Genomic DNA, 22,511 nt, shown 5'->3' on the forward strand with positions numbered 1-22,511 from the left:
TACAAAACCGCCTGCGCACGCTTTACGCCCAGTAATTCCGATTAACGCTTGCACCCTACGTATTACCGCGGCTGCTGGCACGTAGTTAGCCGGTGCTTATTCTTCAGGTACCGTCATTAGCAAAGGATATTAGCCTTCACCGTTTCTTCCCTGACAAAAGAGCTTTACAACCCGAAGGCCTTCTTCACTCACGCGGCATTGCTGGATCAGGCTTTCGCCCATTGTCCAAAATTCCCCACTGCTGCCTCCCGTAGGAGTCTGGACCGTGTCTCAGTTCCAGTGTGGCTGGTCGTCCTCTCAGACCAGCTACTGATCGATGCCTTGGTAGGCTTTTACCCTACCAACTAGCTAATCAGATATCGGCCGCTCCACGAGCATGAGGTCTTGCGATCCCCCACTTTCATCCTTAGATCGTATGCGGTATTAGCGTAACTTTCGCTACGTTATCCCCCACTCTAGGGTACGTTCCGATATATTACTCACCCGTTCGCCACTCGCCACCAGAGCAAGCTCCGTGCTGCCGTTCGACTTGCATGTGTAAGGCATGCCGCCAGCGTTCAATCTGAGCCAGGATCAAACTCTTCAGTTTAATCTCTGTTACTTTGCCGTTTTACCGGCACCGTCATTGCTGACGGGTCGCTCACTCAAAAAACTGACAGGCTACTTCCGAAGAAGTATCCTATTTCATTATTTCTTGTGAACATTTGATATTTTAAGTATTACAGCAATCCGAAGATCGCTGCTGCACTACATCAAATGCCCACACTTATCGACTGTTAATTGTTAAAGAACTGTATTCGGTTACTGCTTTCGCGCTATCGACAAAGCGTTGTGTTTGTCAGCTGCGAAGAAGGAAGAGTATGAAGCATTTCAGCACAATCGTCAACACCTTCTTTTCTACTACCCAGCCCCTGAAGGCTGTCCCTTTTGTGCCGCAAACCAGTGCGTCTCATTGGGGAGGCGAACTATAGCAAAGCGCCCCAGCGGAAGCAAGGCTTTTCCCGGGTATTTGCGGCCAACTGCTACAATTTCGCCCCCTCAGCGCACATTCGCGTCCCACCATAGAAGATTCACCATGAAACAACAAGCTCAAGGATCAGGCCTGACCCTGAAACGGGCTGGCTTTACCACTGGCTTCGGCGTGCTCGCCGCCACCCTCGGTTCCGCAGTCGGTCTCGGCAATATCTGGAAATTTCCCTACCTGACGGGCGCCAATGGCGGCGCCGGCTTCCTGCTCATCTATCTGCTCGCCACCTTATTAGTAGGGTTGCCCGTGATGATCGCGGAAATCACCCTGGGGCGCCGCGCCAAGGTCAACCCGATCTCCACCATGGAACAGTTGGCGCCCAAGGGCAAGCCCTGGTGGCTGGTCGGCGTCATCGGCATGATCGCCGCCTTCCTGATCGTGGCGTTCTATTCGGAGGTAGTGGGCTGGGTGTTTGCCTATATCGCCAAGGCCATCGATGGTTCCATCCTCAGCAGCGACAAGCTGGTGACAGAAGCGGCCTTCGCTTCGCTGATCAGCAATCCCCTGCAATCGCTGTTGTGGCAATGGGGCGTGTTGGTGTTTATCGGCGGCATATTGATGTTGGGCGTGACCAAGGGCATCGAGGCGATCGCCAAGAAACTGATGCCACTGCTGTTCCTGCTGTTGCTCCTGCTCTGCGCGGTCAGCTTGTCGCTCGACAAGGCGGGCGAAGGCCTGGCGTTCCTGTTCCGTCCTGATTTTTCCAAGCTGACGGCTTCCGTCGTGCTGACAGCCATGGGCCTGGCCTTCTTCAAATTGTCCGTCGGTATGGGTACGATGATGACGTACGGCAGTTATTTCCGCGACGACCAGAATATCCCCATCACTACCTTGCGCGTGATGGCGGCCGACCTCGGCGTATCCATGCTGGCCGGCATCGCCATCTTCCCCGCCGTATTCACCTTTGGCTTCGCCCCCAGCGCGGGACCGTCGCTGGTGTTCATCACCATCCCCGCCGTGTTCTCGCAAATACCGATGGGACAAGCTCTGATGGTGGTGTTCTTCATCCTGGCTGCCGTGGCCGCCACGGGGGCGATGCTGTCGCTAATGGAAGTGCCCGTCGTGATTTTCCATGAACGTTTCGGCTGGACGCGCACCAAGTCCACCATCGTGACCATGCTGCTGCTGGCCGTGCTCGGCTCCGTATGCGCCCTCAGTAACAGCAGCCTGGCAGACTTCAAGCTATTTAACTTGAATATGTTTGATCTGTTCGACTTCGTCTCATCGAATATCTTCCTGCCCGTGGGTGGCATCGCGATCGCCTTGTTTACAGGCTGGGCCTGGGGCAAGGACCATTTCATTGATGCGATCAGCAATCACGGCCAGTTGCAGAATCAAACCTTGGCGCATGTGTTGCTATTCCTGCTGCGCTTTGTCTCGCCCGTATTGATCCTGATCGTGATGCTGAAGGGATTAAAGGTCTTTTAATCAGAGTACCCGGGTGTAGGTCTGGCGCACTAGCACCCGGTCGCCGCAATCGAAATGCCACCATTCGCTGTTGATGCCGAAGAAGCCCGCCTGGAACATGGCGTCGCGCAACAATCGGCGATGTGCCACCTGCTCCTGCGTAATTTCTCCCTTTTCCAGTAAAACCAGCTCCAGCGCCGGGTGCGAGCGCTCACTCAGGTCGTCAAAGCCTGTGCCCATATCCAATTCCTCTCCGTCCGGACCGACGATGGTGATGTCGAGTGCCATGCCGAACGAGTGGATCGAGCCGCGCGACGGCTCCGCGATATAACCGAGCAACTCCGTACCCTGCAACGCGTCCCACAATTGCTGCTGCACCCGCTGCGGGCGCAAGGCGTCGAGCACCAATAAATGGTGATCGGGGCGCCGCGCGGCCAGCCAGGCCACGGCCCGTTCCAGCGCGGCGGCCGCATCGCGGTGCAGCCAGGCGCAATCGATGGGGCTGTATAAGTCGCGGCCGACGAAATTGTCGGGCGTGGCATAGCGCAAGTCGACGGCGATGCCGGCGATGCTGCTCAGGTGGCGAAATTGCGGATCGTTGCCAACCGCTTCTAATTGCAAACTTGCAACAGACATCAGACTCCTCTTTCCAGGCAGTTGCGCGCCGCCACGCCGATGCTGTCGGCCAGGCGCCGCGCGCCATGCGACAGCGGCGAATGGCTCGCCGTCAATAAATACAGTTGGATGGGGATAGCCGGCGCCCAGGGACGGCGCTGCAGGCGCTCGGGCGAGCCGGAGGCGGCCGTAAACGGGTCGACCACGGCCATGCCGGCGCCCGCTTCCACCAGGGAACGGGCAATTTGATAGGTCTGCACCACGGTGGAAAACACGGGGTGAATGTCCTGCGCTTCGCAGGCGGCCACCACCAGTTCGCCCAGCGGATCGTTGTCGGCATGGCCGATCAGCTCGCCATTCAGGCCATGCGCCGTCAGGGGCGTGCCGCAATCGGCCGCATGCCAGGTGCCGGCGGGCGCGATCACCGTCATGACGCCATGCGCGAGCGGTTCGGCCACGATGCCCGGATGGCGCGGGTCTTGCAGGGACACGGCCAGGTCCGCTTCACCGAGGCGCAAGGTGTTGACGATCTCGCCAGTGTGGTGGGTGGCCAGCTGGCAACGCGTGTGGGGAAAGTCGCGCCGCCACTCCGTCATGGCGAACGGCAAGACGCTGATGGCGATCGTCGGCGTGGACACCAGGCGGATGGTTTCCACCGCGTGGCCCTTCAGGCTGGCCGCCAGGCGGCGGATGCCCAATAAATCGCGGTTGAGCTTTTCCGTCTCGACAAACAGCCGGTGCGCCTCGGGTTTCGGGTACAGCTTGCCCCGCACGCGCTCGAACAGCGGCATGCCCAGTTGCAATTCGCAATGTTGCAAGACCTTGGTGACGGCCGGCTGCGAGATATGCAGCACCTGGGCGGCGCCGCTGATGGTGCCAACTTGCATGATGGCGTGAAACACTTCAATATGACGCAACCGCATGAGCTATTCCTTTACCTTGCCGTGGCCGCCAGGGCCGTCAATGTTCAGCATATAAGAAAAAGTCATGGGCTGGAACGGTCATGCTACTTTGTTGCAACAGCCGGGGCCGGCGTCGTCAGCACTTCCAGCAGGGCCGCCGTTTCGCCATCGGGCGTGCCATCGAACAGCTTGTTGCGATATTTCATCTGGAAAGCGATCAGCACATTGCGCGTCGCTTCGTCGAACACGCCCGTAGTCGGCGTCGCATAACCGTGCTGGGCCAGCTTTTTCTGGAACCAGACGGCGTCCGGCACTTGCTGCTCAAAAATGAGGCGCTGCGTAGCGACACGATTCGCATCGGGCCACACGATCAAGCCCGCATCGGCCAGCTGGCGCCAAGGGAACAATGGGCCCGGATCCTGCTTGCGCTGGGGGGCGATCTCGTTGTGGCCGAGGATATTTTCCGGCGCGATGTTGTAGCGGGCCTGGATATCTTTCAACAGGGGAATGAGTTCATCGATCTGTGCCTGCGGGAATGGATACCAGAGGCGGCCTTCCGGCGTATCTTTGTAACCTGGGTTGACGATCTCGATGCCGATCGAGCTGACATTCAACTGTGTATAAGTCTTCCAGTTACTCACACCCGCGTGATTGGCCTGGCGCGATTCGTCGACCAGCACGTAAAACTTCGGCTTGTCCGTGTCCGTCAGCAAGTAATGGCTGCTGACCACTTGTTCCGTCAGGATCTTGATCGAGCGGGGCAGGTCGCTGACCGTGTAATGGATGACGATGAATTTTACGCGCGGGCTCTGGCTGCGCGCCGTCAAACTGTGGTCGAGGTGCGGCGCGGGCGTGGTACAGGCGGAGAGCAGGGCCACCAGCAGGGCGAGGGCGATTTTTTTCATGGAAGATCCGTGTTCGGGTTAATAAAATGTTCAGTGCTGGCCTGTGTCTTGACAGCCGTCTTGACGGCTATCCTGGCCGCCGCTTCATGTGGACGGGCAACTTTCTGCTCCAGCGTCAACGATACAGGCAAAGCGGCGCGCATGGCAGCCGCGATGGCCGGGTGCAACTGCGCCGCGCGGCCCGCCAGCACGACGGGACGCGTACCATGGCGCGCCGTCAGGGCCAGCGCCAGGCGCGCCAATTCCTGTCCAGCGCGCTGCAAGATGTCCAGCGCCAGCGGGTCGGCGTCCGCACTGGCGGCCACGGCCAGGGCCAGCCGGCCGATGGCGCCCCGCTCCTGGCCATACATGAAGGCACGCGACAGCGACCAGTCGCTGCCGCCCAGTTGCGCAAACACGGCCTGGGCCATGGGAGACTCTTGCCAGCCGCCCGGCGCCTCGTCTTCGCCGCGCCAGATGTGGCGCAAGGCTTCGCGCGCGATCCAGTAGCCGCCGCCGCCATCGTCGAGCAGCACGCCACGCCCGCCTGCACGGTGAAAGCCGCCGTCCGCATCGATCCAGGCGGCAATCGAGCCCGTGCCAGCGTAGACCAGATAACCTTCGCCGGGTTCAAAACTGTCGCGATAAGCGATATCGATATCGTTGCCCAAGCGTACGTCACCGGCGTGCAGCGCCAGCAACTCTGCCAGCATGGGCGCCAGCGCCGCATCGTCACTGCCAAAACCCGTCAAGCCTGCCACCACGGCGCGGGGCTGGCCGACAGCCAGCACGGCCTGGCACAGCCGGGTAAACGTGGCGTGCACGGCTGCGCGGCCCGCATCGCTGCTCATTTGCAAGGCAGACAAGCCTTCCACAACGCCGTCGGCCACGATGGCGCCGTCCCCGTTGGCCAGGGCCCAGCGCGTCTGCGTGCCGCCCGCGTCGATGCCCAGCCCGAGCACGGCAGTATCAATATGGGTTGCAGGGGAGAAAATCATGGCATGAGTGTAAAGCCAAGCGGAGCTTGCAGGCATGAAAGCTTGCGCATGTTTCATGCCTGCAGGTTATGGACTACGGATAAACGCTCAGCAACTACTTGGCGGGGGCCGCAAACGGTTCGCGCACGGTGACGCGGGGGCTTTCATTGCCGAGGCGGTCGACGGCGCTGACCACCACCGCATTGACCTTGCCGGTGGCATCGTCGACCAGGGTCAGTTCGCCCTGCACGCCCGTGACCACGGTAAAGCGCCAGTCTTCGCCATAGCGGGCCCAGACGGCGTACTGCGCCACGGGTTTGCCGCCGCCCGCCGCCAATTTGACGTTCAGGCTGGTGGAATCGCGGCGCAAGGCCAGCACGGGCGTAGCGGGCGCTTCCTTGCCCAGCCATGGCGTGGCGGGAATCAGGGCAGGGCTTTGATACACACTCGCCTTGAGCTGGTCGCTGACACCCTTGCGGTTTTGCATCAGGGGCACCATGCTGAAATGCACTTGTCCATTCGCGCCGGGGCGCGTGCGCGTCACTTCGATCTGCTTGATGATCTCTTGCGGCGTGAAGGACTTGGCGGAATTGTCGATGCGACTCGTATACAAACCCGGCCACACGTGGCGGCCATACGGGTTTTGCGCCAGCCAGTAGTCGAGCAGCACGCCAAACGCTTGCGGCGCCTGCGCCACGGGCCAGTACAGCTGCGGCGACAGGTAATCGAGCCAGCCCTTGGCCAGCCACAGTTCCGCATCCGCATACAATTTGTCGTACTGGCTGAAGCCGACGATGCCGGCAGGACGGCGATCCGGGCGGCCGATGCCGAACGGGCTGATGCCGAAGCGCACCCAGCTCTTTTCGCGGTGAATGCCTGTATATAACGCTTCGATCAACTGGTTGACGTTCTGGCGGCGCCAGGACGGACGATCCAGCTGACCGCCAGCCAGCAGATATTGCTGCCAGGAAGGCTCATCGGGAAACGGCAGTTCGCGCTTGGCGCCGCCATTGCCCGCGTCCAGCGCGGCTGTTTCCGCGCCGGCGCCGGCGCCTGGCGCGTCAATCGGATACGGGTAAAAGTAATCGTCGATGTGCACGCCATCGATATCGTAGCGGCGCACCACGTCGAGCACCACGTCCGTCGTGTGCCTGGAAGCGGCGGCGTCGCCCGGGTCCATCCACAGGTAGCGGCCGTATTGTTTGACGGACGCCGGGTTGGTGGACGCGAAACTGTCGCGCGCCAGCGGCGACTTGGCCGTCGCGTGGCGGGCACGGTAGGGATTGAACCAGGCATGCAATTCCAGTCCCCGCGCATGCGCCTGGGCCACCCAGAAGGCCAGCGGGTCATACAAAGGCAACGGCGGCTGGCCTTGCTTGCCCGTCAGGTATTCCGACCAGGGCTCCAGCTGCGACGGGTATATCGTGTCGGCGCTGGGCCGCACTTGCAGCACAATCGCGTTCAAATTCAAGGACTTGGCGCGGTCGAGGATGGCCAGCGCTTCCGCTTGCTGCTTGGCGACCGGCAAATTGCTGCGGCTGGGCCAGTCGATATTCGCCACGGTTGACACCCAGGCGGCGCGGAACTCGCGCGGCGCCGGCGGCGGCACTTCGCCCGTGATGTGCTGCACGGGCGGCACGGCCGGCAAACCCGCTTCACCCGGCGTCACTGCGGAAGGCAGCTTGGTGCTGGTACAGCTGCTGAGCAATGTGGCGGTGGCCAGCGCGGCCAATACGCCGGCGCTGGCGCCCAGGCGTTTTTTAAAAGTAGACAACAAAACAATTCCTTGCAGTGGTGGAGCGCAGGTCTATCGGTGGGGCATTTTACTGTGCGCCCGCCATCCTTGCGGGCGCACCGTTCAAAAGAATCAGGCCTCGGCCTTCTTGCCGAATTCGGGATCGATCTTGACCAGCGCGGCCATGATGAAAGCAGGAATGGTGGCGATGCACACCCAGATGAAGAAATGCTGGTAACCGAGCATTTGCTGTATCCAGCCGCTGGCCATGCCCGGCAACATCATGCCCAGGGCCATGAACCCCGTGCAAATGGCGTAATGGGCCGTTTTATGCGCGCCATCGGAGACCATGATCATGTACAGCATGTAGGACGCGAAACCGAAGCCATAGCCAAATTGCTCCAACGCAATACCACCGGCGATCACATAAATGCTGCTGGGCAAGGCCGTGGCCAGGTAAACGAAGACCAGGTCGGGCAAGTGGACGGACAGCACCATGATCCACAGGCAACGTTTCAAGCCGAAGCGGGAAATGATGAATCCACCCAGCAAGCCGCCCAGGGTCAGGGCGATGACGCCGATGGTGCCGTAGACGAGGCCCACCTGTTCCGTGCTGAGGCCCAGGCCGCCCTTCGCGACGGGGTCGAGCAGGAAGGGTGCGGCCAATTTGAGCAGTTGCGCTTCGCCCAGGCGGAACAGCAGCAAAAATCCCAGGATGACGAAAATATCCTTCTTCTTGAAGAAGGAGGCAAAGGTGGCGACGAACTCTTGCAGAGGAGAAATACCGACACCCTGGATGCTGGGCCGGTCATCCTTAGGCTTGGGCAAAATGAAATAGTGATACAGGAAGAGGGCGATGAACAAGCCCGCCAGGATGGCGAACACGACGGACCAGGCCAGTTGCACATTGCCCGTCGCATGCGTCAGGTAGCCGGCCAGGTACACGAGGCCGCCCTGGCCGGCGATCATGGCCAGGCGGTAAAACGTGCTGCGCACGCCCACAAAGGCCGCCTGCTGGTGCTCTTCCAGCCCCAGCATATAAAAGCCGTCGGCGGCGATGTCATGCGTGGCGGAACTGAAAGCCATCAGCCAGAAGATGGCCAGGCTGATCTGGAAAAAATGGGGCAGCGACGTCGTCAAGGCCACCAGCGCCAGCGCGGCGCCGATCACCAGCTGCAAGCCGACGATCCAGAAGCGCTTGGTGCGGTACATATCGATGAAGGGCGACCACAGGGGCTTGATAACCCAGGGCAAGTACAACCAGCTCGTATACAGCGCGATATCCGTATTGGAAAAACCGTAGTTCTTGTACATGATCACGGACAGTGTCATGACAACAACATACGGGATGCCCTGGCCGAAATACAGGGAGGGGATCCACAGCCACGGCTTATTCGCGCGCGCCGGGGCGGTTTGTTTCACAAGCTCCATACATCCTTCTTTGTCTCCCAGACAGAAGAATGCCGCGCCATCGGATCACGCCGCCAGTGCCGCCCGCACACTGCCGTCCGCGCCGGCCAACAATGCCTGTGCCTGGTTTGTGTTGATTTTTTTGATCAAGGCAACAATCGCCACCTTGACGTGATAGTGGCATTGCTCCAGCACGGTTCTGGCCTGCACTTCGCTGGCGCCGGTGGCGTGCATGGTCAGACGCACGGCCCGCCAGATCAGCTTGGCGTTGGTCGGCTTCAAGTCTACCATCAAGTTTCCGTAAGTTTTGTGCAAACCGACCATCAGGGCGCTGGAAATCGTGTTCAAGGTGATTTTTTGCGCCGTACCCGCTTTCAGGCGCGTGCTGCCGGAAATGACTTCCGTGCCCGTGTCGAGCACGATGCCGCATTGCGCCTCATGCGCCACGGGGGCGTCCACATTGTTGGCGATGCCGATCGTCAAGGCGCCGGCCTTGCGCGCGGCCAGCAGCGCGCCCAGCACATACGGCGTGGCGCCGGACGCGGCCAGCAGGATCACCACATCATTGCTCTGCGGCTGCAGGGCCAGCAAGTCCGCCTCGCCTTGCTGTAAATCATCTTCCGCCCCTTCGACGGCCGTGAACATGGCGCCCGCGCCGCCGGCCAGGATGGCGACGGCCCGCTCGGGCGGCCAGGAAAACGTGGGATTGAGTTCAACGCTGTCGAGCACGCCCAGGCGTCCCGACGTGCCCGCGCCCACGTACAGCAGGCGTCCGCCGGCCGCGATGCGGGGCAGGGCGGCCGTGATGGCGGCAGCAATGCCGGGCGACGCCAACCGAACGGCTTCGACGGCCCAGAACTGGTCATCGACCAGCGCCGCCACCAGTTGCTCCACCGGATACAGGTCCAGGTCCGGATGCCGCCGGCTCGGGGTTTCAGTTTTCAACATGATTTCAGAACATGGTTGACCGTGAAACCAGTTTAATACCAACGAGCGGGATCAACCATGAAAGGATGGCGGGCGGGCATAACGGGAGTTTATGGCCAGTGCAACTAGGCGTACTTCGCTACGGCGGCAAACCAGTTGCTGAATTTGTTCATTCAGTGGCCCAGAGGCAAGTTTCAGACCCGTTTATGTCTATACTTCAGTTCGACGCCAACATCCACGACACGCCCCATGATCGCTCGCCAATTGCTGTTCCTGTTTAGCGCCCTCGGCGCCATCAACGGCATTTTCCTGGCCGTCTATTTTTTCAGCCGCCGGCCACGCTGCCTCGCCGACTGCATGCTGGGGGCATTGCTGCTTGCCGTCGGGGTGCGCACCGCCAAGTCCGCTTTCCTCTACTTCAATCCTGCGATCGCCATCGAATTCCGCCAGCTGGGCCTGTCGGCCTGCCTGCTGATCGGTCCCTTGACCTATCTCTATGTACGCGCCTTCATCGCCGGGCTGGCGCAACGGCCTGCCGGACAAGAATGGCGCTGGCATCTGGGCTTGTCCTTCCTGCTGATCGGCATTGGCGTTGCCTTTCCGTATTCCGAGTATCGTGCTGTGTGGAACCAGTCGAGCCATGCCATTCATGTGTTCTGGCTATGCTACCTGCTGGCAACCGCCAGGCTGCTGTGGCAAAGCCGCCGCGCATGGTGGAACGAGGGACAGCGGATGGCGACCAGCAGCGTACTCCTGCTGAGCGTCTTTGCAGGCAGTTGTCTCATGTTGGCGGCATACGCGAGCACGCCGTTCACGTCCTATATTGTCGGCGCCTTGTCGTTCACCTTCTCGCTGCATGTGGCGGTGATGGTCTTTCTGCTGAGAAAGGAAATCCTGGCGCCTGCCGACCCGCAGCAAAAGTACCGGAATAGCCGCCTGACGCACGAAGATACGCTTGCCGTGCTCGCCGCGCTGGAACAACAGATGAGCGGGCAGAAATCCTATCTGAATCCGAACCTGACCCTGGCCCAGCTCGCCAAGCGGGCGGGATGCACGCAGGCGCAGGTGTCGCAGGTATTGAATGACAAGCTGGGCAAGAGCTTCACTACCTACGTCAACGAATACCGTATCGCCGAAGCGAAACAGGTATTGAGCGACGAGCCGCAATGGAACATGGATAGCGTCGCCGAGCGCTGCGGGTTCAATTCCAGTTCCACCTTCTACTCGACCTTCAAGAAAGTGGCTGGCCAGACTCCCGCCAGTTTCCGGGCCCAATCCAGCCAGGCGGCCAGGGCCATTTCCGCGTAAAACCACTCCGGAATCGCCATTCCGGAGTCTGAAATCATGTTTGGCGACATCAATTCCCCTGCATTTCGATAAATTATCGACCACCAGCGATCTGAAATAGTCGTTGCTCCGATAAACGCAGTTCTACATGCAGGGTACATCCATGATTCAGTTTTTATTGCGAACGATACTCGCCTGTTGCTTGTTAAGCATCACCGCCGTCGGCACCGCCGCAACCGCGGACCAGGACGAAAATGCCATCCGGGAAACCGTGCGCTTGTATATGCATGGCACCAGCTTTAACGTGCAGAGCGAGATCAACCAGGCCTTTTATGCCAATGCCCGCCTTTATCTGGACGGCAAAAACGATGCGGAATGGGAATTGAGCGGTCCGGAATACGCCAAACTCTTTTCCCAAGAGAAAATAGGGCAATTCAATGGGCGCCACGGGCGATTGATCAAGGTGGATGTGAGCGGCAAGGTGGCCACCGCCAAGGCCGAGATCCACATTCCCCAGCAAGGGGTACGCTATGTGGATGTCTTTCTGTTGAAAAAGATCGCCGGCAACTGGAAGATCATCAGCAAGTCGGCAGATCGCGAGCCGGCAGCCCCGCGCCAGGCACGCAAGGTGCTGCTGGTCGTGTCGAATGTGCATCAATATCCCGGCACAGAGGTTAACGCAGGCAATAATTTTCCGGAGATCGCGTATACCTATGATGTCTTTCGCAAAGCAGGGTACGCCGTCGATTTCGTCAGTCCCGAGGGGGGCGCCATTCCCCTGGAAATGATCGTCACGTCGGACGAACTACTCAAGAAGCATCTGTACGACAGTGATTTCATGTGGGCACTGGCCCATACCAAGCCCGTCGCCGAGGTCAGGGCAGACGACTATGCGGGCATGGCTTTCGTCGGCGGCGGTGCGGCCATCGTCGGCATCCCGGACAACAAGCCGCTGCAGGACATCGCCTTGCGTATCTACGAACAACAGGGCGGGGTGATCGCGGCCATCTGCCATGGCACCGAGGGCATCAAGAATCTGAAGCTGCGTGACGGTACTTTCCTGATCCAGGGCAAGGTGCTCACCTCGTTCCCCGATGCGTTTCTCAACAAGGAATCGCCGGTATACAAGGCCTATCCCTTTTCGGCAGAAGCCAGCATCAAGGGCCATGGCGGCATATTCAGGCACGGCGCCAACGGCAAGAGCCACGTCGAGGTCGACGGCCGGCTGGTGACGGGCATGAGCTGGGAGTCGTCCGTCGACGTGGCAGAATCCATGATCCGCCTGATCGAGCAGTAGATTTACGGAGCGCGGCGCATTTCCGCCACAAAATCGTAATGATCGCTGCGGCAATACGAATGCGTGAGTTCCACCGCTTCGCCCGACTCCAGGTAGGCGATGCGCGTGATGAACAGCACGGCCTGGCCATCGGGGATGCCCAGTTGCTTGGCCAGCACGTCCGTCGCATTCATGGCGCGGATGTGCTGCAAGGCGCGCACGGGGGCCTTCTTGATGCTGCTCAAGTATTCATACAGCGAGTCGCCCATGGTATCCGGGTCCGGCACCACGCTGAACGGCAGCACGCTCACTTCATACGCCATCACGACATCGTCGGCCAGGCGCAAGCGCTCCAGGCGCGCCACTTTCGTGTTCTGCGCCAGGCCCAGGCTCAGCTGTTCATCGCTGCTGGCGATGACGACTTCGCGCTTGAGCCAGCGCGAACCGGGGCGGTAGCCGCGCTGCTGCAGTTGCTCGGAAAAGCTCGACAGGTTCGACAGCGGCTGCTCGATGCGCGGGGCAATATAGTTGCCCGAGCCGCGGCGGCGCACGACGAGACCTTGCTCGACGAGCTGGTCGATGGCCTTGCGGGCAGTCACGCGCGATACGTCAAGCAGTTCGGACAGGGTACGTTCGGATGGCAGGGCCTGGTCTACCTGGTAGCGGCCGTTGCGTACGTCATCGCTCAGCTTGCGGGCGATCTGCATATATAAAGGCGAATTGTCATTTAAATCGACCTTGAGTTCTACGCTGGTCTGGCTCATACAGTTCTCCTTGTCCTCCTAGTGTAATAGCGATGGCGCCTGCGCGTAGCCCGTCCACCCATGAATAAATGGAAAATGACCATAAATAACGGTTATACACTTAAAAAAACAATGTTTTACCGTACGTATAGCTTTGTATTATAGATAAATAAGCAATTTTCATTAGCCATGTAAACCATCGCGCCCTATGCTGGTGACGCCTCCACCACATCGGACAACAGGGAAACATGCACAATAAAATGACGGGTTTACTGGGCTTGCTGCTGCTGGGCACGACCTGGAGCGCGCTGGCCGCCCCGCCCGGCAGCGGCAGCGACTTGGTCTCTCAAAACGTAGGGCCGCGCGCGCTCGATGCCACGCTGGCCGCCATCGTCGACGATACGGCCCACCCGCTGGCCAGCCTGTCCGTGCTGGCCATCCGCCATGGCAAGGTGTCGTATCAGCAACAATTTGGCTACCGGCACATGGCCGCCACGCCGGCGGACAGCTTGCCCGTGACGCCCGCTACCCTGTTCCGCATCGCTTCCGTCTCGAAGATGATGACCACGCTGGGCCTGATGCGGCTGGTCGAGCAGGGCAAGCTGAGCCTGGACCAGGACGTGGGCATTTATCTGGGCTTTTCCCTGCGCAACCCGCATTTCCCCCAGCAACCGTTGACCCTGCGCAGCTTGCTCAGCCACACTTCCTCGCTGCGCGACGCGGGCGGCTACGCCTGGGGGCCGGAACGCAGCCTGCGCGACGTGTTTACGGCCGGCGGCGACAGCATGTGGGATCGCGCCGCAGCGCCGGGCCGCTACTTTACGTATTGCAACCTGAACTGGGGCGTGATCGGCACGGTGATGGAAAAGGTCACGGGCGAGCGCTTCGACTTGCTGATGCGCCGTCTGCTGCTCGATCCCCTCGACGTGCGCGGCGGCTACAACCCGGCCGCCTTTTCCCCGGAAGAGGTCGCCAATACGGCCACCCTGTACCGCAAGCGCACGCTGGAAACGGAAGTGTGGCAGCCGCACGGGCCATGGATCGCCCAGGCCGACGATTTTTACCAGCGCCCACCGGCCGGCATGGCCAGCTATGTGATCGGTAGCAACGCCACCGTCTTCAGTCCCACGGGCGGCTTGCGCATTTCCGCCGCGGGACTGGGCAAGGTCATGCAAATGCTGCTCGACGGGGGCCGCTACCAGGATCAGCAGCTATTGCAGCCGGCCAGCATCGCGCTGATGTTTGGCCGGCAATGGCAATTGGCGCCAGACGCCAGCAATGGCGACAGCGAGCGGGGCCTGTACCGCGCTTGGGGGCTGGGCAACCAGCAATTCGACGCGGTGGCGGGGCAGGGCAATGGCCTGGTCGAGGGCGCCAGCTTCACGGCCGTGGGCCATTTGGGCGACGCGTATGGCCTGGTGTCCGCCTTCGTGCTCGATTTCAAGAACCGGAACGGCATGGTGATGCTGGTGGGCGGCACGGGCAGCGATCCCGAACGCTATCCTGGCATCTATTCCGCCATGGGTCGCAGCGAGGAATTGATACTCACCACCCTATACCGTGGTGCGATTGGCAAGCATGAATAATTTGCACCGAAATAGTGCATTCCTGAAAGTTATGGCTGCACCATGATGTTTCATTGGCTCCCCGACCGGCCAGCCTCTAAGCTCTTCCCGAATGCTCCCGCACCATGGGAGCGCAACGCAGCGAGGCAACATGCAGCAACAAGTCATCATCATCGGCGGCGGCATCGTCGGTCTGACATCGGCCTGGTGGCTGGCCGAGGCCGGCTACAGGGTCACTGTACTGGAACGCAATGAACAAGTGGCGATCGCCGCCAGCTACCGCAATGGCGGCCAGCTCAGCTATCGCTATGTGGCGCCCTTGGCGGACGCGGGCGTGCCCTTCAAAGCCCTGCAGTGGCTGCTGCAAAAAGACGGTCCGCTGCGCTTCCGTCCCGAAGCGGACTGGCGCCAATGGCGCTGGATGGCCAGTTTCTTGCGCAATTGCAACAGCGCCAACAATGCCCGCACGACGGCCAAGCTGCTGCAACTGGGCGAATGGAGCCGCGCCGGCATGGCGCAGCTGGAGTTGACGGTGCCGCCGGAAGCGTATGCCTGGCGCGATGCAGGTAAACTCATCGTCTACCGCACGCCCGCCATCTTTCAACGGGCCGTGGCGCGGCCCGAGTCGGAAGAGGCGCGCGTCGTGCTGTCTCCGTCTGAAGCCGTACAGCGCGAACCGGCGCTGGCGGCCCTGCAGGGTGCCCTGGCGGGCGGCATTTTTACCGAAGGAGAAGCCGTGGCCGATTGCCACGCCTTTTGCCTGGCCCTGGAAGCGCGTTTGCTGCAGCACCCGAACTTTTCCCTCCTGCTGAAAGGCGAGGCGCGCCGCCTCGTCACGCACAAGGGCAAGGTCACGGGCGTCGACACCAGCCTGGGCCTGTTGCAGGCAGATCACTATGTGCTGGCGGCCGGCATCCAGAGCCGCGACCTGGCCGCCACGGCAGGCATCTACCTGCCCCTGTACCCGTTGAAAGGCTACAGCCTGACGGCGCCCATCCGCGCACAGGACCAGGCGCCCGAGATCAGCATCACGGATTTCGAGCGCAAGGTGCTGTATGCGCGCATAGGCGGCGACCTGCGCGTGGCCGCCATGGTCGACATGGTGGGTGCCGACAACAGCATCGACTGGAACCGCATCGCCGGCCTGACGCGGCTGGCGCGCGAAGCCATGCCGCACGGCGCGGACTACGACCAGGCCACGGCCTGGGCCGGCCTGCGCCCCGCCACGCCGAACAGCGCACCGCTGGTGGGCGCCAGCAAAGTCGGCAATCTGTGGCTGAACGTGGGCCATGGTCCACTGGGCTTTACCTTTGCCGCCGGCACGGCGCGCATCCTGGCCGACCTCATGGCGGGCAAGGCGCCGCCGTTCGCGCTGGACTTCCTCAGCCCGAAAAAATAGCTGCCCAAGGCGGCGCGCACGCGCCGCTGCCTTTATGGCGGATAATTGCGGAACTTTTCCGTTCCCTGTCTGCCAGCGCATGCCCACACCCTCGACATCTGCCGCCTGCCCCTGTGGCGGCGCCTCCTACGCCAGTTGCTGCGGCCCGTATATCGCGGGCGACGCCGTGCCGCCCACGGCCGAAGCCCTGATGCGCTCGCGCTACACTGCCTTCACCTTGCGCGACGAGCCCTATCTGCGCGCCACCTGGCACGCCAGCACCTGTCCCACCGACGCCTTATTCGCCGAAGAAGAAAAAGTCCACTGGCTGGGACTTGAGGTAAAATCTGCTTTACGTTTACGTCAACGTAAAGCAGAATCAGCAGATCAAGCCGAAGAGATACAGCGCGACAGCGTGGAATTCGTGGCCCGCTACAAGGTCAACGGCCGCGCGCACCGCCTGCATGAAGTGAGCCGCTTCGTGCGCGAGGCGGACAATAGCAGTGGTGGCGCCCTGCGCTGGTTTTATCTCGACGGCAGTTTTCCCGAATAGCGCGACCCGAGAGACCGGGCGATAATAAAAAGGAACCGCAATGCCGCACATCGAAAGCAAACTCAATCCGCGCAGTGAAGATTTCAAGGCCAATGCCGCGGCCATGCAAGCCATCGTCGACGATCTGCGCGACAAGGTCGAGAAAATCGCGGCCGGCGGCGGCGAGGCGGCGGCCGCCAAGCACCTGGCGCGCGGCAAGCTGCTGCCGCGCGACCGCGTGCAGATGCTGCTCGATCCCGGCACGCCCTTCCTCGAGTTTTCCCAGATGGCGGCCTACGCCATGTACCAGGACGCCAAGGGCGTCGATGCGGCGCCGGCCGCCGGCATCATCACGGGCATCGGCAGGGTCTCGGGCCAGGAATGCGTCATCGTCTGCAACGACGCCACCGTCAAGGGCGGCACGTATTACCCGATGACGGTGAAAAAGCATTTGCGCGCCCAGGAAATCGCCGACCAGAACAACCTGCCCTGCATCTACCTGGTCGACTCGGGCGGCGCCAACCTGCCGAACCAGGACGACGTCTTCCCCGACCGCGACCATTTCGGCCGCATCTTTTACAACCAAGCGAATTTGTCGGCCAAGGGCATCCCGCAAATCGCCGTGGTGATGGGCTCTTGCACGGCGGGCGGCGCGTATGTGCCTGCCATGAGCGACGAATCGATCATCGTCAAGGAGCAGGGCACGATTTTCCTCGGCGGCCCGCCGCTCGTGAAAGCGGCGACGGGTGAAGTGGTGACGGCCGAAGACCTGGGCGGCGGCGACGTGCACACGCGCTTGTCCGGCGTGGTCGACCACCTGGCGCAGAACGACCTGCACGCGCTGTCGCTGGCGCGCACCATCGTCTCAAACCTGAACCGTAAAAAACCGCAGCAGATGGCCTTGCGCGACTCCGTCGAACCGAAATACCCGACCCAGGAACTGTATGGCGTGATCCCCGTCGACACGCGCAAACCGTTCGACGTGCGCGAGGTGATCGCGCGCATCGTCGACGGCAGCGATTTCGACGAATTCAAGGCCCGCTACGGCACCACCCTGATCTGCGGCTTCGCGCATATCTATGGCGTAAAAGTCGGCATCATCGCCAATAACGGCATCTTGTTCTCCGAATCGGCCCTGAAAGGCACGCATTTCATCGAATTGTGCTGCCAGCGAAAGATCCCGCTCGTCTTCCTGCAAAACATCACGGGCTTCATGGTGGGCCGCAAATACGAAAACGAGGGCATCGCCCGCAATGGCGCCAAGATGGTGACGGCCGTCGCGACGGCTAGCGTGCCAAAGTTCACGGTGATCATCGGCGGCAGCTTCGGCGCCGGCAATTACGGCATGTGCGGCCGCGCGTTTTCGCCCCGCTTCATGTGGATGTGGCCGAATGCCCGCATTTCCGTCATGGGCGGCGACCAGGCCGCATCCGTGCTGGCCACCGTCAAGCGTGACGGTATCGAAGGCAAGGGCGGGCAGTGGAGCGCGGACGAGGAAGCGGCCTTCAAGCAGCCGATCAAGGAGCAATACGAACACCAGGGCCACCCGTACTACGCCACCGCGCGCCTGTGGGACGATGGCGTGATCGACCCGGCCGACACCCGCATGGTGCTGGGCCTGGGCCTGTCGGCCGCCTTGAACGCGGAAATCCCGGACACGAAGTTCGGCGTATTCCGCATGTAAGCGGCATTCAGGGAGAAGATAATGGAATTTGAAACCTTAAAGCTGGTCATCGAAGGCAATGTCGCCACCGTGACCCTGAACCGCCCCGACGTGCGCAATGCCTTCAACGAGACGACGATCGCCGAACTAGCGCGCGCCTTCGAGGGCCTGGGACGCAGCGACATGGTGCGCGCCATCGTGCTGGCAGCGAATGGCGCGGCCTTTTGCGCCGGCGCGGACTTGAACTGGATGAAGAAGATGGCAGGCTACACGCATGCCGAAAACCAGTCCGACGCGCTGCAGCTGGCGCAGATGCTGCGCACGATTTACCTGTGTCCGAAACCCGTGGTGGCGAAGGTCCAGGGCGACTGCTATGCGGGCGGCATGGGCCTCGTCGCCGCATGCGATATCATTCTGGTTGCGGAAGACGTGCATTTCTGCCTGAGCGAAGTGCGGCTGGGACTGATTCCCGCCACTATTTCACCGTATGTCATCAAGGCCATGGGCGAAAACGCGGCACGCCGCTATTTCCTGACCGCCGAGCGATTCTCCGCTCAGGAAGCGCTGCGCATCGGCTTTGCCCACGAGGTAGTCGAGGCAGACGCGCTGGACGCGAAAACGGCCGAGGTGCTCAAAGCGCTGACGGGCAACAGCCCGCACGCCGTGGCGCAAGCGAAAACGCTGGTGCGCGAGATCGTCGGCCAACCCGTCGACGACGCGCTGCTGGCGGACACCGCCGAGCGCATCGCGCAGATCCGCGCCTCGGAGCAGGGACGCGAAGGCGTGCAATCGTTCCTCGACAAGCGCAAGCCGAGTTGGCTCATGGGCTAGCAATATCATTGGAGCAGTTTTGAAAGCAGAAAAACAATCGGGCTGGGTCGAACGCAGTCTGCGCAGCGTGTGGCATCCGTGCACGCAAATGCAGCACCACGAGACGGTCCCATTGATCCCCGTCAGCCACGGCCGCGGCGCCTGGCTGTATGATCACGAAGGACGACGCTACCTGGACGCCATCAGCTCCTGGTGGGTGAACCTGTTCGGCCACGCGAATCCGCGCATCAATGCGGAGCTGAAGGACCAGCTGGACCGCCTGGAACACGCGATGCTGGCCGGCTTTACGCATGAACCGGTGATCGAGCTGTCAGAAAAGCTCTCCGCCTTGACGGGCGGCGTGCTTGGCCACAGCTTTTACGCGTCCGACGGGGCCTCGGCCGTGGAAATCGCCCTGAAAATGAGTTTTCACGCCTGGCGCAACAGCGGCAAGAGTGAAAAACAGGAATTCGTCTGCCTGAAAGGCAGCTACCACGGCGAAACCATCGGCGCGCTGGCCGTCACGGACGTCGCCCTGTTCAAGGATGCCTACGGCCCTTTGCTGCGCGCAACGCAGACGGTGATGTCGCCCGACTTTCGCCAGGCGGCCGAAGGCGAATCGGCCCAAGACGTGGCGCGCCGCGCCGCCTTTGAAGTGGAACAGCTGTTCCAGCAGAAATCAGAAAAAATCGCCGCCATCATCATCGAACCGCTGGTGCAGTGCGCCACGGGCATGGCCATGCACGACCCGCTGTACCTGTCGCTGGTGCGCGCCCTGTGCGACCGTTATCAAGTCCATTTGATCCTCGATGAAATCGCCGTCGGCTGCGGCCGCACGGGCACCTTCTTTGCATGCGAACAGGCCGGCATCTGGCCCGATTTCGTCTGCCTGTCGAAAGGCATCAGCGGCGGCTATCTGCCTTTATCGCTGGTGATGACGCGCGAAGACATCTACCAGGCCTTCTACAGCACCGACGTGCGCCGCGGCTTCCTGCATTCGCACTCGTACACGGGCAACCCGCTGGCTTGCCGCGCCGCGCTGGCGACCCTGTCCATCTTCGAGGAAGACGATGTGCTGACGGCCAACCGGGTGCGCGCCGCAAAAATCACGCAAGCGCTGGCGCCGCTGGCGCAGCATGAAAAAGTACACAATTTCCGCCAGCAGGGCATGATCTGGGCGTTTGACGCCGTCGATGCAGCGCCCGATTTCTCGCGCCGCTTCTTCAGCACGGCGCTGGAACACGAACTGTTGATGCGCCCCATCGGTTCCACCGTCTACCTGATGCCGCCGTACATCCTCGACGACGCAGAGATCGCGGGCCTGGGCCAGCAGACCCTGGCCGTCTTCAATCATGTGATCGGGGCCTGAGATGGAACTGATCGCCCGATTACAACAGCAGCTGCAAGGGCTGGAAGAGCGCAGCCTGATCCGCCGCCGGCGCACCGTCGACACGCCGTGCGCGCCGCGCCTGACGGTGGACGGCCGCGACATGCTGGCCTTTTGCAGCAATGACTACCTGGGCCTGGCGTCGCATCCGCGCATCGTCGCGGCGCTGAAAGAGGGCGCCGACCTGTATGGCGCCGGCAGCGGCGCGTCGCACCTGATCAGCGGCCATGGCCGCGCCCACGCGCAGCTGGAAGAGCGCCTGGCGACGTTCGTGGGCGCCAACCTGGAAAACGCCCGCGCCCTGTATTTCTGCACCGGCTACATGGCTAATCTGGCCGTGCTGACGGCCCTGTCGGCGGGCGACGCGAACGCGGAGATTTTCTCGGAAGCGCTGAACCACGCCTCGCTGATCGACGGCACGCGCCTGGCCCGCGTGAAAACGCGCGTATATCCGCACGCGGACCTCGATGCCCTGGCGGCCCTGCTGGCGGCCAGCACGGCGAAAACCAAGATCGTCGTCACCGACAGCGTCTTCAGCATGGATGGCGACCTGGCGCCGCTGCCCGCGCTGCTGGCCCTGTGCGAACAATACGGCGCCTGGCTGGTGGTCGACGACGCGCACGGTTTCGGCGCGCTGGGAGCCAACGGCCGCGGCGCGCTCGAACACTTCGACCTGCATTCGCCCTACCTCGTGTACGTGGGCACCCTGGGCAAGTCGGCCGGCGTGGGCGGCGCCTTTGTGTGCGCGCACGAAGCCGTGATCGACACCCTGATACAAAAGGCGCGCCCGTACATCTTCACTACGGCGGCCGCGCCCGCGCTGGCGCATGCGCTCTTGGCCAGCCTGGACATCATCGCCGGCGAGGAAGGCCGGCAACGCCGCGCCCACCTGGCGGCGCTGGTGGCGCAATGGAACGACGGCCTGCAGCTGCAACGCTGGCAAGCCTTGCCCTCGGTGACCGCCATCCAGCCCGTCATCATCGGCGAGAACGCGGACATGCTGGACATCGCCGCCACCCTGTATGAACAGGGCCTGTGGGTCGGCGCCATCCGCCCGCCCACCGTGCCGGCGGGGTCGGCGCGCCTGCGCGTCACCCTGTCGGCCGGCCATACGGCGCAGGAAGTGGCGCAATTGATCAACGCAGTCAACACCCTGGAAAGGACTCACCATGAGCCTTGATGATCCTATCGTGGCGGAAGTGCTGGCGGACCTGGCGCCGGCCGTGCAGCCGGCTCCGGCCATTGCCGGCCTGCCCTCGCGCTTTGCCTGTTTCGTCACCGGCACCGACACGGAAATCGGCAAGACATTGACGTCGTCGGCCCTGCTGCACGCACTGGTCGCGCGCGGCGTGCGCGCCTGCGGCATGAAGCCGGTCGCCGCCGGCGCCGAAATGCGCGACGGCGAACTGCATAATGAAGACGCCGACAGCCTGATCGCGGCCGGCAACGTCACCATGCTGCGCAGCCTGACGACGCCCTACATGCTGAAGGAACCGGCCGCGCCGCATATCGCCGCCGCACTGGAAGGCGTCAGCATCGAATCGGTGCCCATCCTGGCCGCCTACCTGGAAATCGCCGCCGCCTCGGACGCCGTGGTGGTCGAAGGCGTGGGCGGTTTCCGCGTGCCGCTGTCGCCCGGTTTCGACTCGGCCGACCTGGCGCAGCAACTCGACCTGCCCGTGATCCTCGTGGTCGGCATGCGCCTGGGCTGCATCAGCCAGGCCTTGCTGACGGTGGAAGCCGTCGAAGCGCGCGGCTTGACGGTCGTCGGCTGGGTCGCCAACACGCTGGAAGTGGAAATGCGCTTCCTCGACGAAAATATCGATGCGCTGATCGAGCGCATCCCGGCGCCGCTGCTGGGCAGGGTGCCGCGCCTGGCGCAGCCGAGCGCGCAAGCGGCGGCGGCGTATCTCGATTTCACCGGCTTGCCCAACTGGCCGGCGCAGCATCCCAACACTTAATGTAGCTAAAAAATAGAAGCGAAGG

General features: G+C 61.9%; 19 protein-coding genes and 1 rRNA gene. 11 read left to right on the forward strand and 9 right to left on the reverse strand.

Annotated elements, in window-relative coordinates; all coding sequences use genetic code 11:
• Nucleotides 1–589, reverse strand: a 16S ribosomal RNA gene (locus tag O3298_RS20430); the annotation flags it as partial.
• Between the two features lie 486 nt (nucleotides 590–1,075).
• On the opposite strand from O3298_RS20430, the gene O3298_RS20435 reads away from it, so the two are divergent.
• Complete coding sequence (locus tag O3298_RS20435) at nucleotides 1,076–2,455, forward strand: sodium-dependent transporter (RefSeq protein WP_305060404.1); 1,380 nt, start codon at nucleotides 1,076–1,078, stop codon at nucleotides 2,453–2,455.
• Here O3298_RS20435 and O3298_RS20440 read toward each other — a convergent pair whose 3' ends face one another.
• From O3298_RS20440 to O3298_RS20470, 7 genes are all read right to left on the reverse strand, one after another.
• Nucleotides 2,456–3,070, reverse strand: coding sequence for a M15 family metallopeptidase (locus O3298_RS20440; RefSeq protein ID WP_289906094.1), 615 nt, complete (start codon nucleotides 3,068–3,070; stop codon nucleotides 2,456–2,458).
• Nucleotides 3,070–3,972 (reverse strand): LysR family transcriptional regulator, encoded by a 903-nt coding sequence (locus O3298_RS20445; protein WP_251349699.1) that lies wholly within the window; start codon nucleotides 3,970–3,972, stop codon nucleotides 3,070–3,072. Before O3298_RS20445 ends, O3298_RS20440 begins: the two co-directional genes overlap by 1 nt.
• An 83-nt stretch (nucleotides 3,973–4,055) precedes the next feature.
• Nucleotides 4,056–4,856 (reverse strand): N-acetylmuramoyl-L-alanine amidase, encoded by an 801-nt coding sequence (locus tag O3298_RS20450; protein ID WP_251349698.1) that lies wholly within the window; start codon nucleotides 4,854–4,856, stop codon nucleotides 4,056–4,058.
• Complete coding sequence (locus O3298_RS20455) at nucleotides 4,853–5,833, reverse strand: BadF/BadG/BcrA/BcrD ATPase family protein (RefSeq protein ID WP_305060405.1); 981 nt, start codon at nucleotides 5,831–5,833, stop codon at nucleotides 4,853–4,855. Before O3298_RS20455 ends, O3298_RS20450 begins: the two co-directional genes overlap by 4 nt.
• A 94-nt stretch (nucleotides 5,834–5,927) precedes the next feature.
• On the reverse strand, nucleotides 5,928–7,589 hold the full coding sequence (locus tag O3298_RS20460) for a glycoside hydrolase family 10 protein (protein WP_305060406.1): 1,662 nt from the start codon (nucleotides 7,587–7,589) through the stop codon (nucleotides 5,928–5,930).
• A 90-nt stretch (nucleotides 7,590–7,679) separates the two neighbouring features.
• Nucleotides 7,680–8,978 carry an MFS transporter gene (locus O3298_RS20465; RefSeq protein ID WP_305060407.1) on the reverse strand — a complete coding sequence of 433 codons (1,299 nt, stop codon included), beginning with the start codon at nucleotides 8,976–8,978 and terminating at the stop codon, nucleotides 7,680–7,682.
• 45 nt (nucleotides 8,979–9,023) lie between these two features.
• Entirely contained in the window at nucleotides 9,024–9,905 is an 882-nt protein-coding gene (locus O3298_RS20470) for an N-acetylmuramic acid 6-phosphate etherase (RefSeq protein ID WP_099666046.1), read from the reverse strand.
• A 228-nt stretch (nucleotides 9,906–10,133) separates the two neighbouring features.
• On the opposite strand from O3298_RS20470, the gene O3298_RS20475 reads away from it, so the two are divergent.
• Entirely contained in the window at nucleotides 10,134–11,192 is a 1,059-nt protein-coding gene (locus O3298_RS20475) for a helix-turn-helix transcriptional regulator (protein ID WP_305060408.1), read from the forward strand.
• A gap of 142 nt (nucleotides 11,193–11,334) precedes the next feature.
• The gene (locus O3298_RS20480) at nucleotides 11,335–12,468 is read left to right on the forward strand and encodes a nuclear transport factor 2 family protein (RefSeq protein ID WP_305060409.1); all 1,134 of its coding nucleotides are present in this window, start codon (nucleotides 11,335–11,337) and stop codon (nucleotides 12,466–12,468) included.
• A 2-nt stretch (nucleotides 12,469–12,470) separates the two neighbouring features.
• On the opposite strand, the gene O3298_RS20485 is transcribed toward O3298_RS20480, so the two are convergent.
• On the reverse strand, nucleotides 12,471–13,211 hold the full coding sequence (locus O3298_RS20485) for a GntR family transcriptional regulator (protein ID WP_077398269.1): 741 nt from the start codon (nucleotides 13,209–13,211) through the stop codon (nucleotides 12,471–12,473).
• Between the two features lie 227 nt (nucleotides 13,212–13,438).
• Here O3298_RS20485 and O3298_RS20490 point away from each other — a divergent pair, with 227 nt between their 5' ends.
• The 8 genes from O3298_RS20490 (at nucleotide 13,439) to bioD (ending at nucleotide 22,486) form a co-directional block, all read left to right on the forward strand.
• Nucleotides 13,439–14,776 carry a serine hydrolase gene (locus tag O3298_RS20490; protein WP_305060410.1) on the forward strand — a complete coding sequence of 446 codons (1,338 nt, stop codon included), beginning with the start codon at nucleotides 13,439–13,441 and terminating at the stop codon, nucleotides 14,774–14,776.
• Nucleotides 14,777–14,867: 91 nt separating this feature from the next.
• Nucleotides 14,868–16,154: a D-amino acid dehydrogenase gene (locus O3298_RS20495; RefSeq protein ID WP_305060411.1), complete on the forward strand. Its 1,287-nt coding sequence runs from the start codon at nucleotides 14,868–14,870 to the stop codon at nucleotides 16,152–16,154.
• Between the two features lie 79 nt (nucleotides 16,155–16,233).
• On the forward strand, nucleotides 16,234–16,686 hold the full coding sequence (locus tag O3298_RS20500) for a YchJ family protein (RefSeq protein ID WP_305060412.1): 453 nt from the start codon (nucleotides 16,234–16,236) through the stop codon (nucleotides 16,684–16,686).
• 40 nt (nucleotides 16,687–16,726) lie between these two features.
• Nucleotides 16,727–18,349 carry a carboxyl transferase domain-containing protein gene (locus O3298_RS20505; protein WP_289918840.1) on the forward strand — a complete coding sequence of 541 codons (1,623 nt, stop codon included), beginning with the start codon at nucleotides 16,727–16,729 and terminating at the stop codon, nucleotides 18,347–18,349.
• Between the two features lie 21 nt (nucleotides 18,350–18,370).
• Entirely contained in the window at nucleotides 18,371–19,159 is a 789-nt protein-coding gene (locus O3298_RS20510; RefSeq protein ID WP_305060413.1) for an enoyl-CoA hydratase/isomerase family protein, read from the forward strand.
• A gap of 19 nt (nucleotides 19,160–19,178) precedes the next feature.
• Nucleotides 19,179–20,507: an adenosylmethionine--8-amino-7-oxononanoate transaminase gene (gene bioA, locus O3298_RS20515; RefSeq protein ID WP_305060414.1), complete on the forward strand. Its 1,329-nt coding sequence runs from the start codon at nucleotides 19,179–19,181 to the stop codon at nucleotides 20,505–20,507.
• Between the two features lies 1 nt (nucleotide 20,508).
• The gene (gene bioF / locus O3298_RS20520; protein ID WP_305060415.1) at nucleotides 20,509–21,705 is read left to right on the forward strand and encodes an 8-amino-7-oxononanoate synthase; all 1,197 of its coding nucleotides are present in this window, start codon (nucleotides 20,509–20,511) and stop codon (nucleotides 21,703–21,705) included.
• Nucleotides 21,695–22,486, forward strand: a complete 792-nt coding sequence (bioD, locus tag O3298_RS20525) for a dethiobiotin synthase (protein ID WP_099666035.1) — start codon at nucleotides 21,695–21,697, stop codon at nucleotides 22,484–22,486. The genes bioF and bioD overlap by 11 nt, the downstream gene beginning before the upstream one ends.
• The last annotated feature ends 25 nt before the right edge of the window (nucleotides 22,487–22,511 follow it).

This window comes from Janthinobacterium sp. SUN137 (genome assembly GCF_030587265.1).
Classification (GTDB): Bacteria; Pseudomonadota; Gammaproteobacteria; order Burkholderiales; family Burkholderiaceae_D; genus Janthinobacterium; species Janthinobacterium kumbetense.

What these genes read in the sequence shown, in the direction of transcription:
- O3298_RS20465 (WP_305060407.1), bottom strand. Translation starts at nt 8,978, where the DNA reads ATGGAGCTTGTGAAACAAACCGCCCCGGCGCGCGCGAATAAGCCGTGG.
- O3298_RS20500 (WP_305060412.1), top strand. Translation starts at nt 16,234, where the DNA reads ATGCCCACACCCTCGACATCTGCCGCCTGCCCCTGTGGCGGCGCCTCC.
- O3298_RS20450 (WP_251349698.1), bottom strand. Translation starts at nt 4,856, where the DNA reads ATGAAAAAAATCGCCCTCGCCCTGCTGGTGGCCCTGCTCTCCGCCTGT.
- O3298_RS20435 (WP_305060404.1), top strand. Translation starts at nt 1,076, where the DNA reads ATGAAACAACAAGCTCAAGGATCAGGCCTGACCCTGAAACGGGCTGGC.
- O3298_RS20480 (WP_305060409.1), top strand. Translation starts at nt 11,335, where the DNA reads ATGATTCAGTTTTTATTGCGAACGATACTCGCCTGTTGCTTGTTAAGC.
- bioD (WP_099666035.1), top strand. Translation starts at nt 21,695, where the DNA reads ATGAGCCTTGATGATCCTATCGTGGCGGAAGTGCTGGCGGACCTGGCG.
- O3298_RS20495 (WP_305060411.1), top strand. Translation starts at nt 14,868, where the DNA reads ATGCTCCCGCACCATGGGAGCGCAACGCAGCGAGGCAACATGCAGCAA.
- O3298_RS20510 (WP_305060413.1), top strand. Translation starts at nt 18,371, where the DNA reads ATGGAATTTGAAACCTTAAAGCTGGTCATCGAAGGCAATGTCGCCACC.
- O3298_RS20470 (WP_099666046.1), bottom strand. Translation starts at nt 9,905, where the DNA reads ATGTTGAAAACTGAAACCCCGAGCCGGCGGCATCCGGACCTGGACCTG.
- O3298_RS20455 (WP_305060405.1), bottom strand. Translation starts at nt 5,833, where the DNA reads ATGATTTTCTCCCCTGCAACCCATATTGATACTGCCGTGCTCGGGCTG.
- O3298_RS20475 (WP_305060408.1), top strand. Translation starts at nt 10,134, where the DNA reads ATGATCGCTCGCCAATTGCTGTTCCTGTTTAGCGCCCTCGGCGCCATC.
- O3298_RS20485 (WP_077398269.1), bottom strand. Translation starts at nt 13,211, where the DNA reads ATGAGCCAGACCAGCGTAGAACTCAAGGTCGATTTAAATGACAATTCG.
- O3298_RS20505 (WP_289918840.1), top strand. Translation starts at nt 16,727, where the DNA reads ATGCCGCACATCGAAAGCAAACTCAATCCGCGCAGTGAAGATTTCAAG.
- O3298_RS20490 (WP_305060410.1), top strand. Translation starts at nt 13,439, where the DNA reads ATGCACAATAAAATGACGGGTTTACTGGGCTTGCTGCTGCTGGGCACG.
- O3298_RS20445 (WP_251349699.1), bottom strand. Translation starts at nt 3,972, where the DNA reads ATGCGGTTGCGTCATATTGAAGTGTTTCACGCCATCATGCAAGTTGGC.
- bioF (WP_305060415.1), top strand. Translation starts at nt 20,509, where the DNA reads ATGGAACTGATCGCCCGATTACAACAGCAGCTGCAAGGGCTGGAAGAG.
- O3298_RS20440 (WP_289906094.1), bottom strand. Translation starts at nt 3,070, where the DNA reads ATGTCTGTTGCAAGTTTGCAATTAGAAGCGGTTGGCAACGATCCGCAA.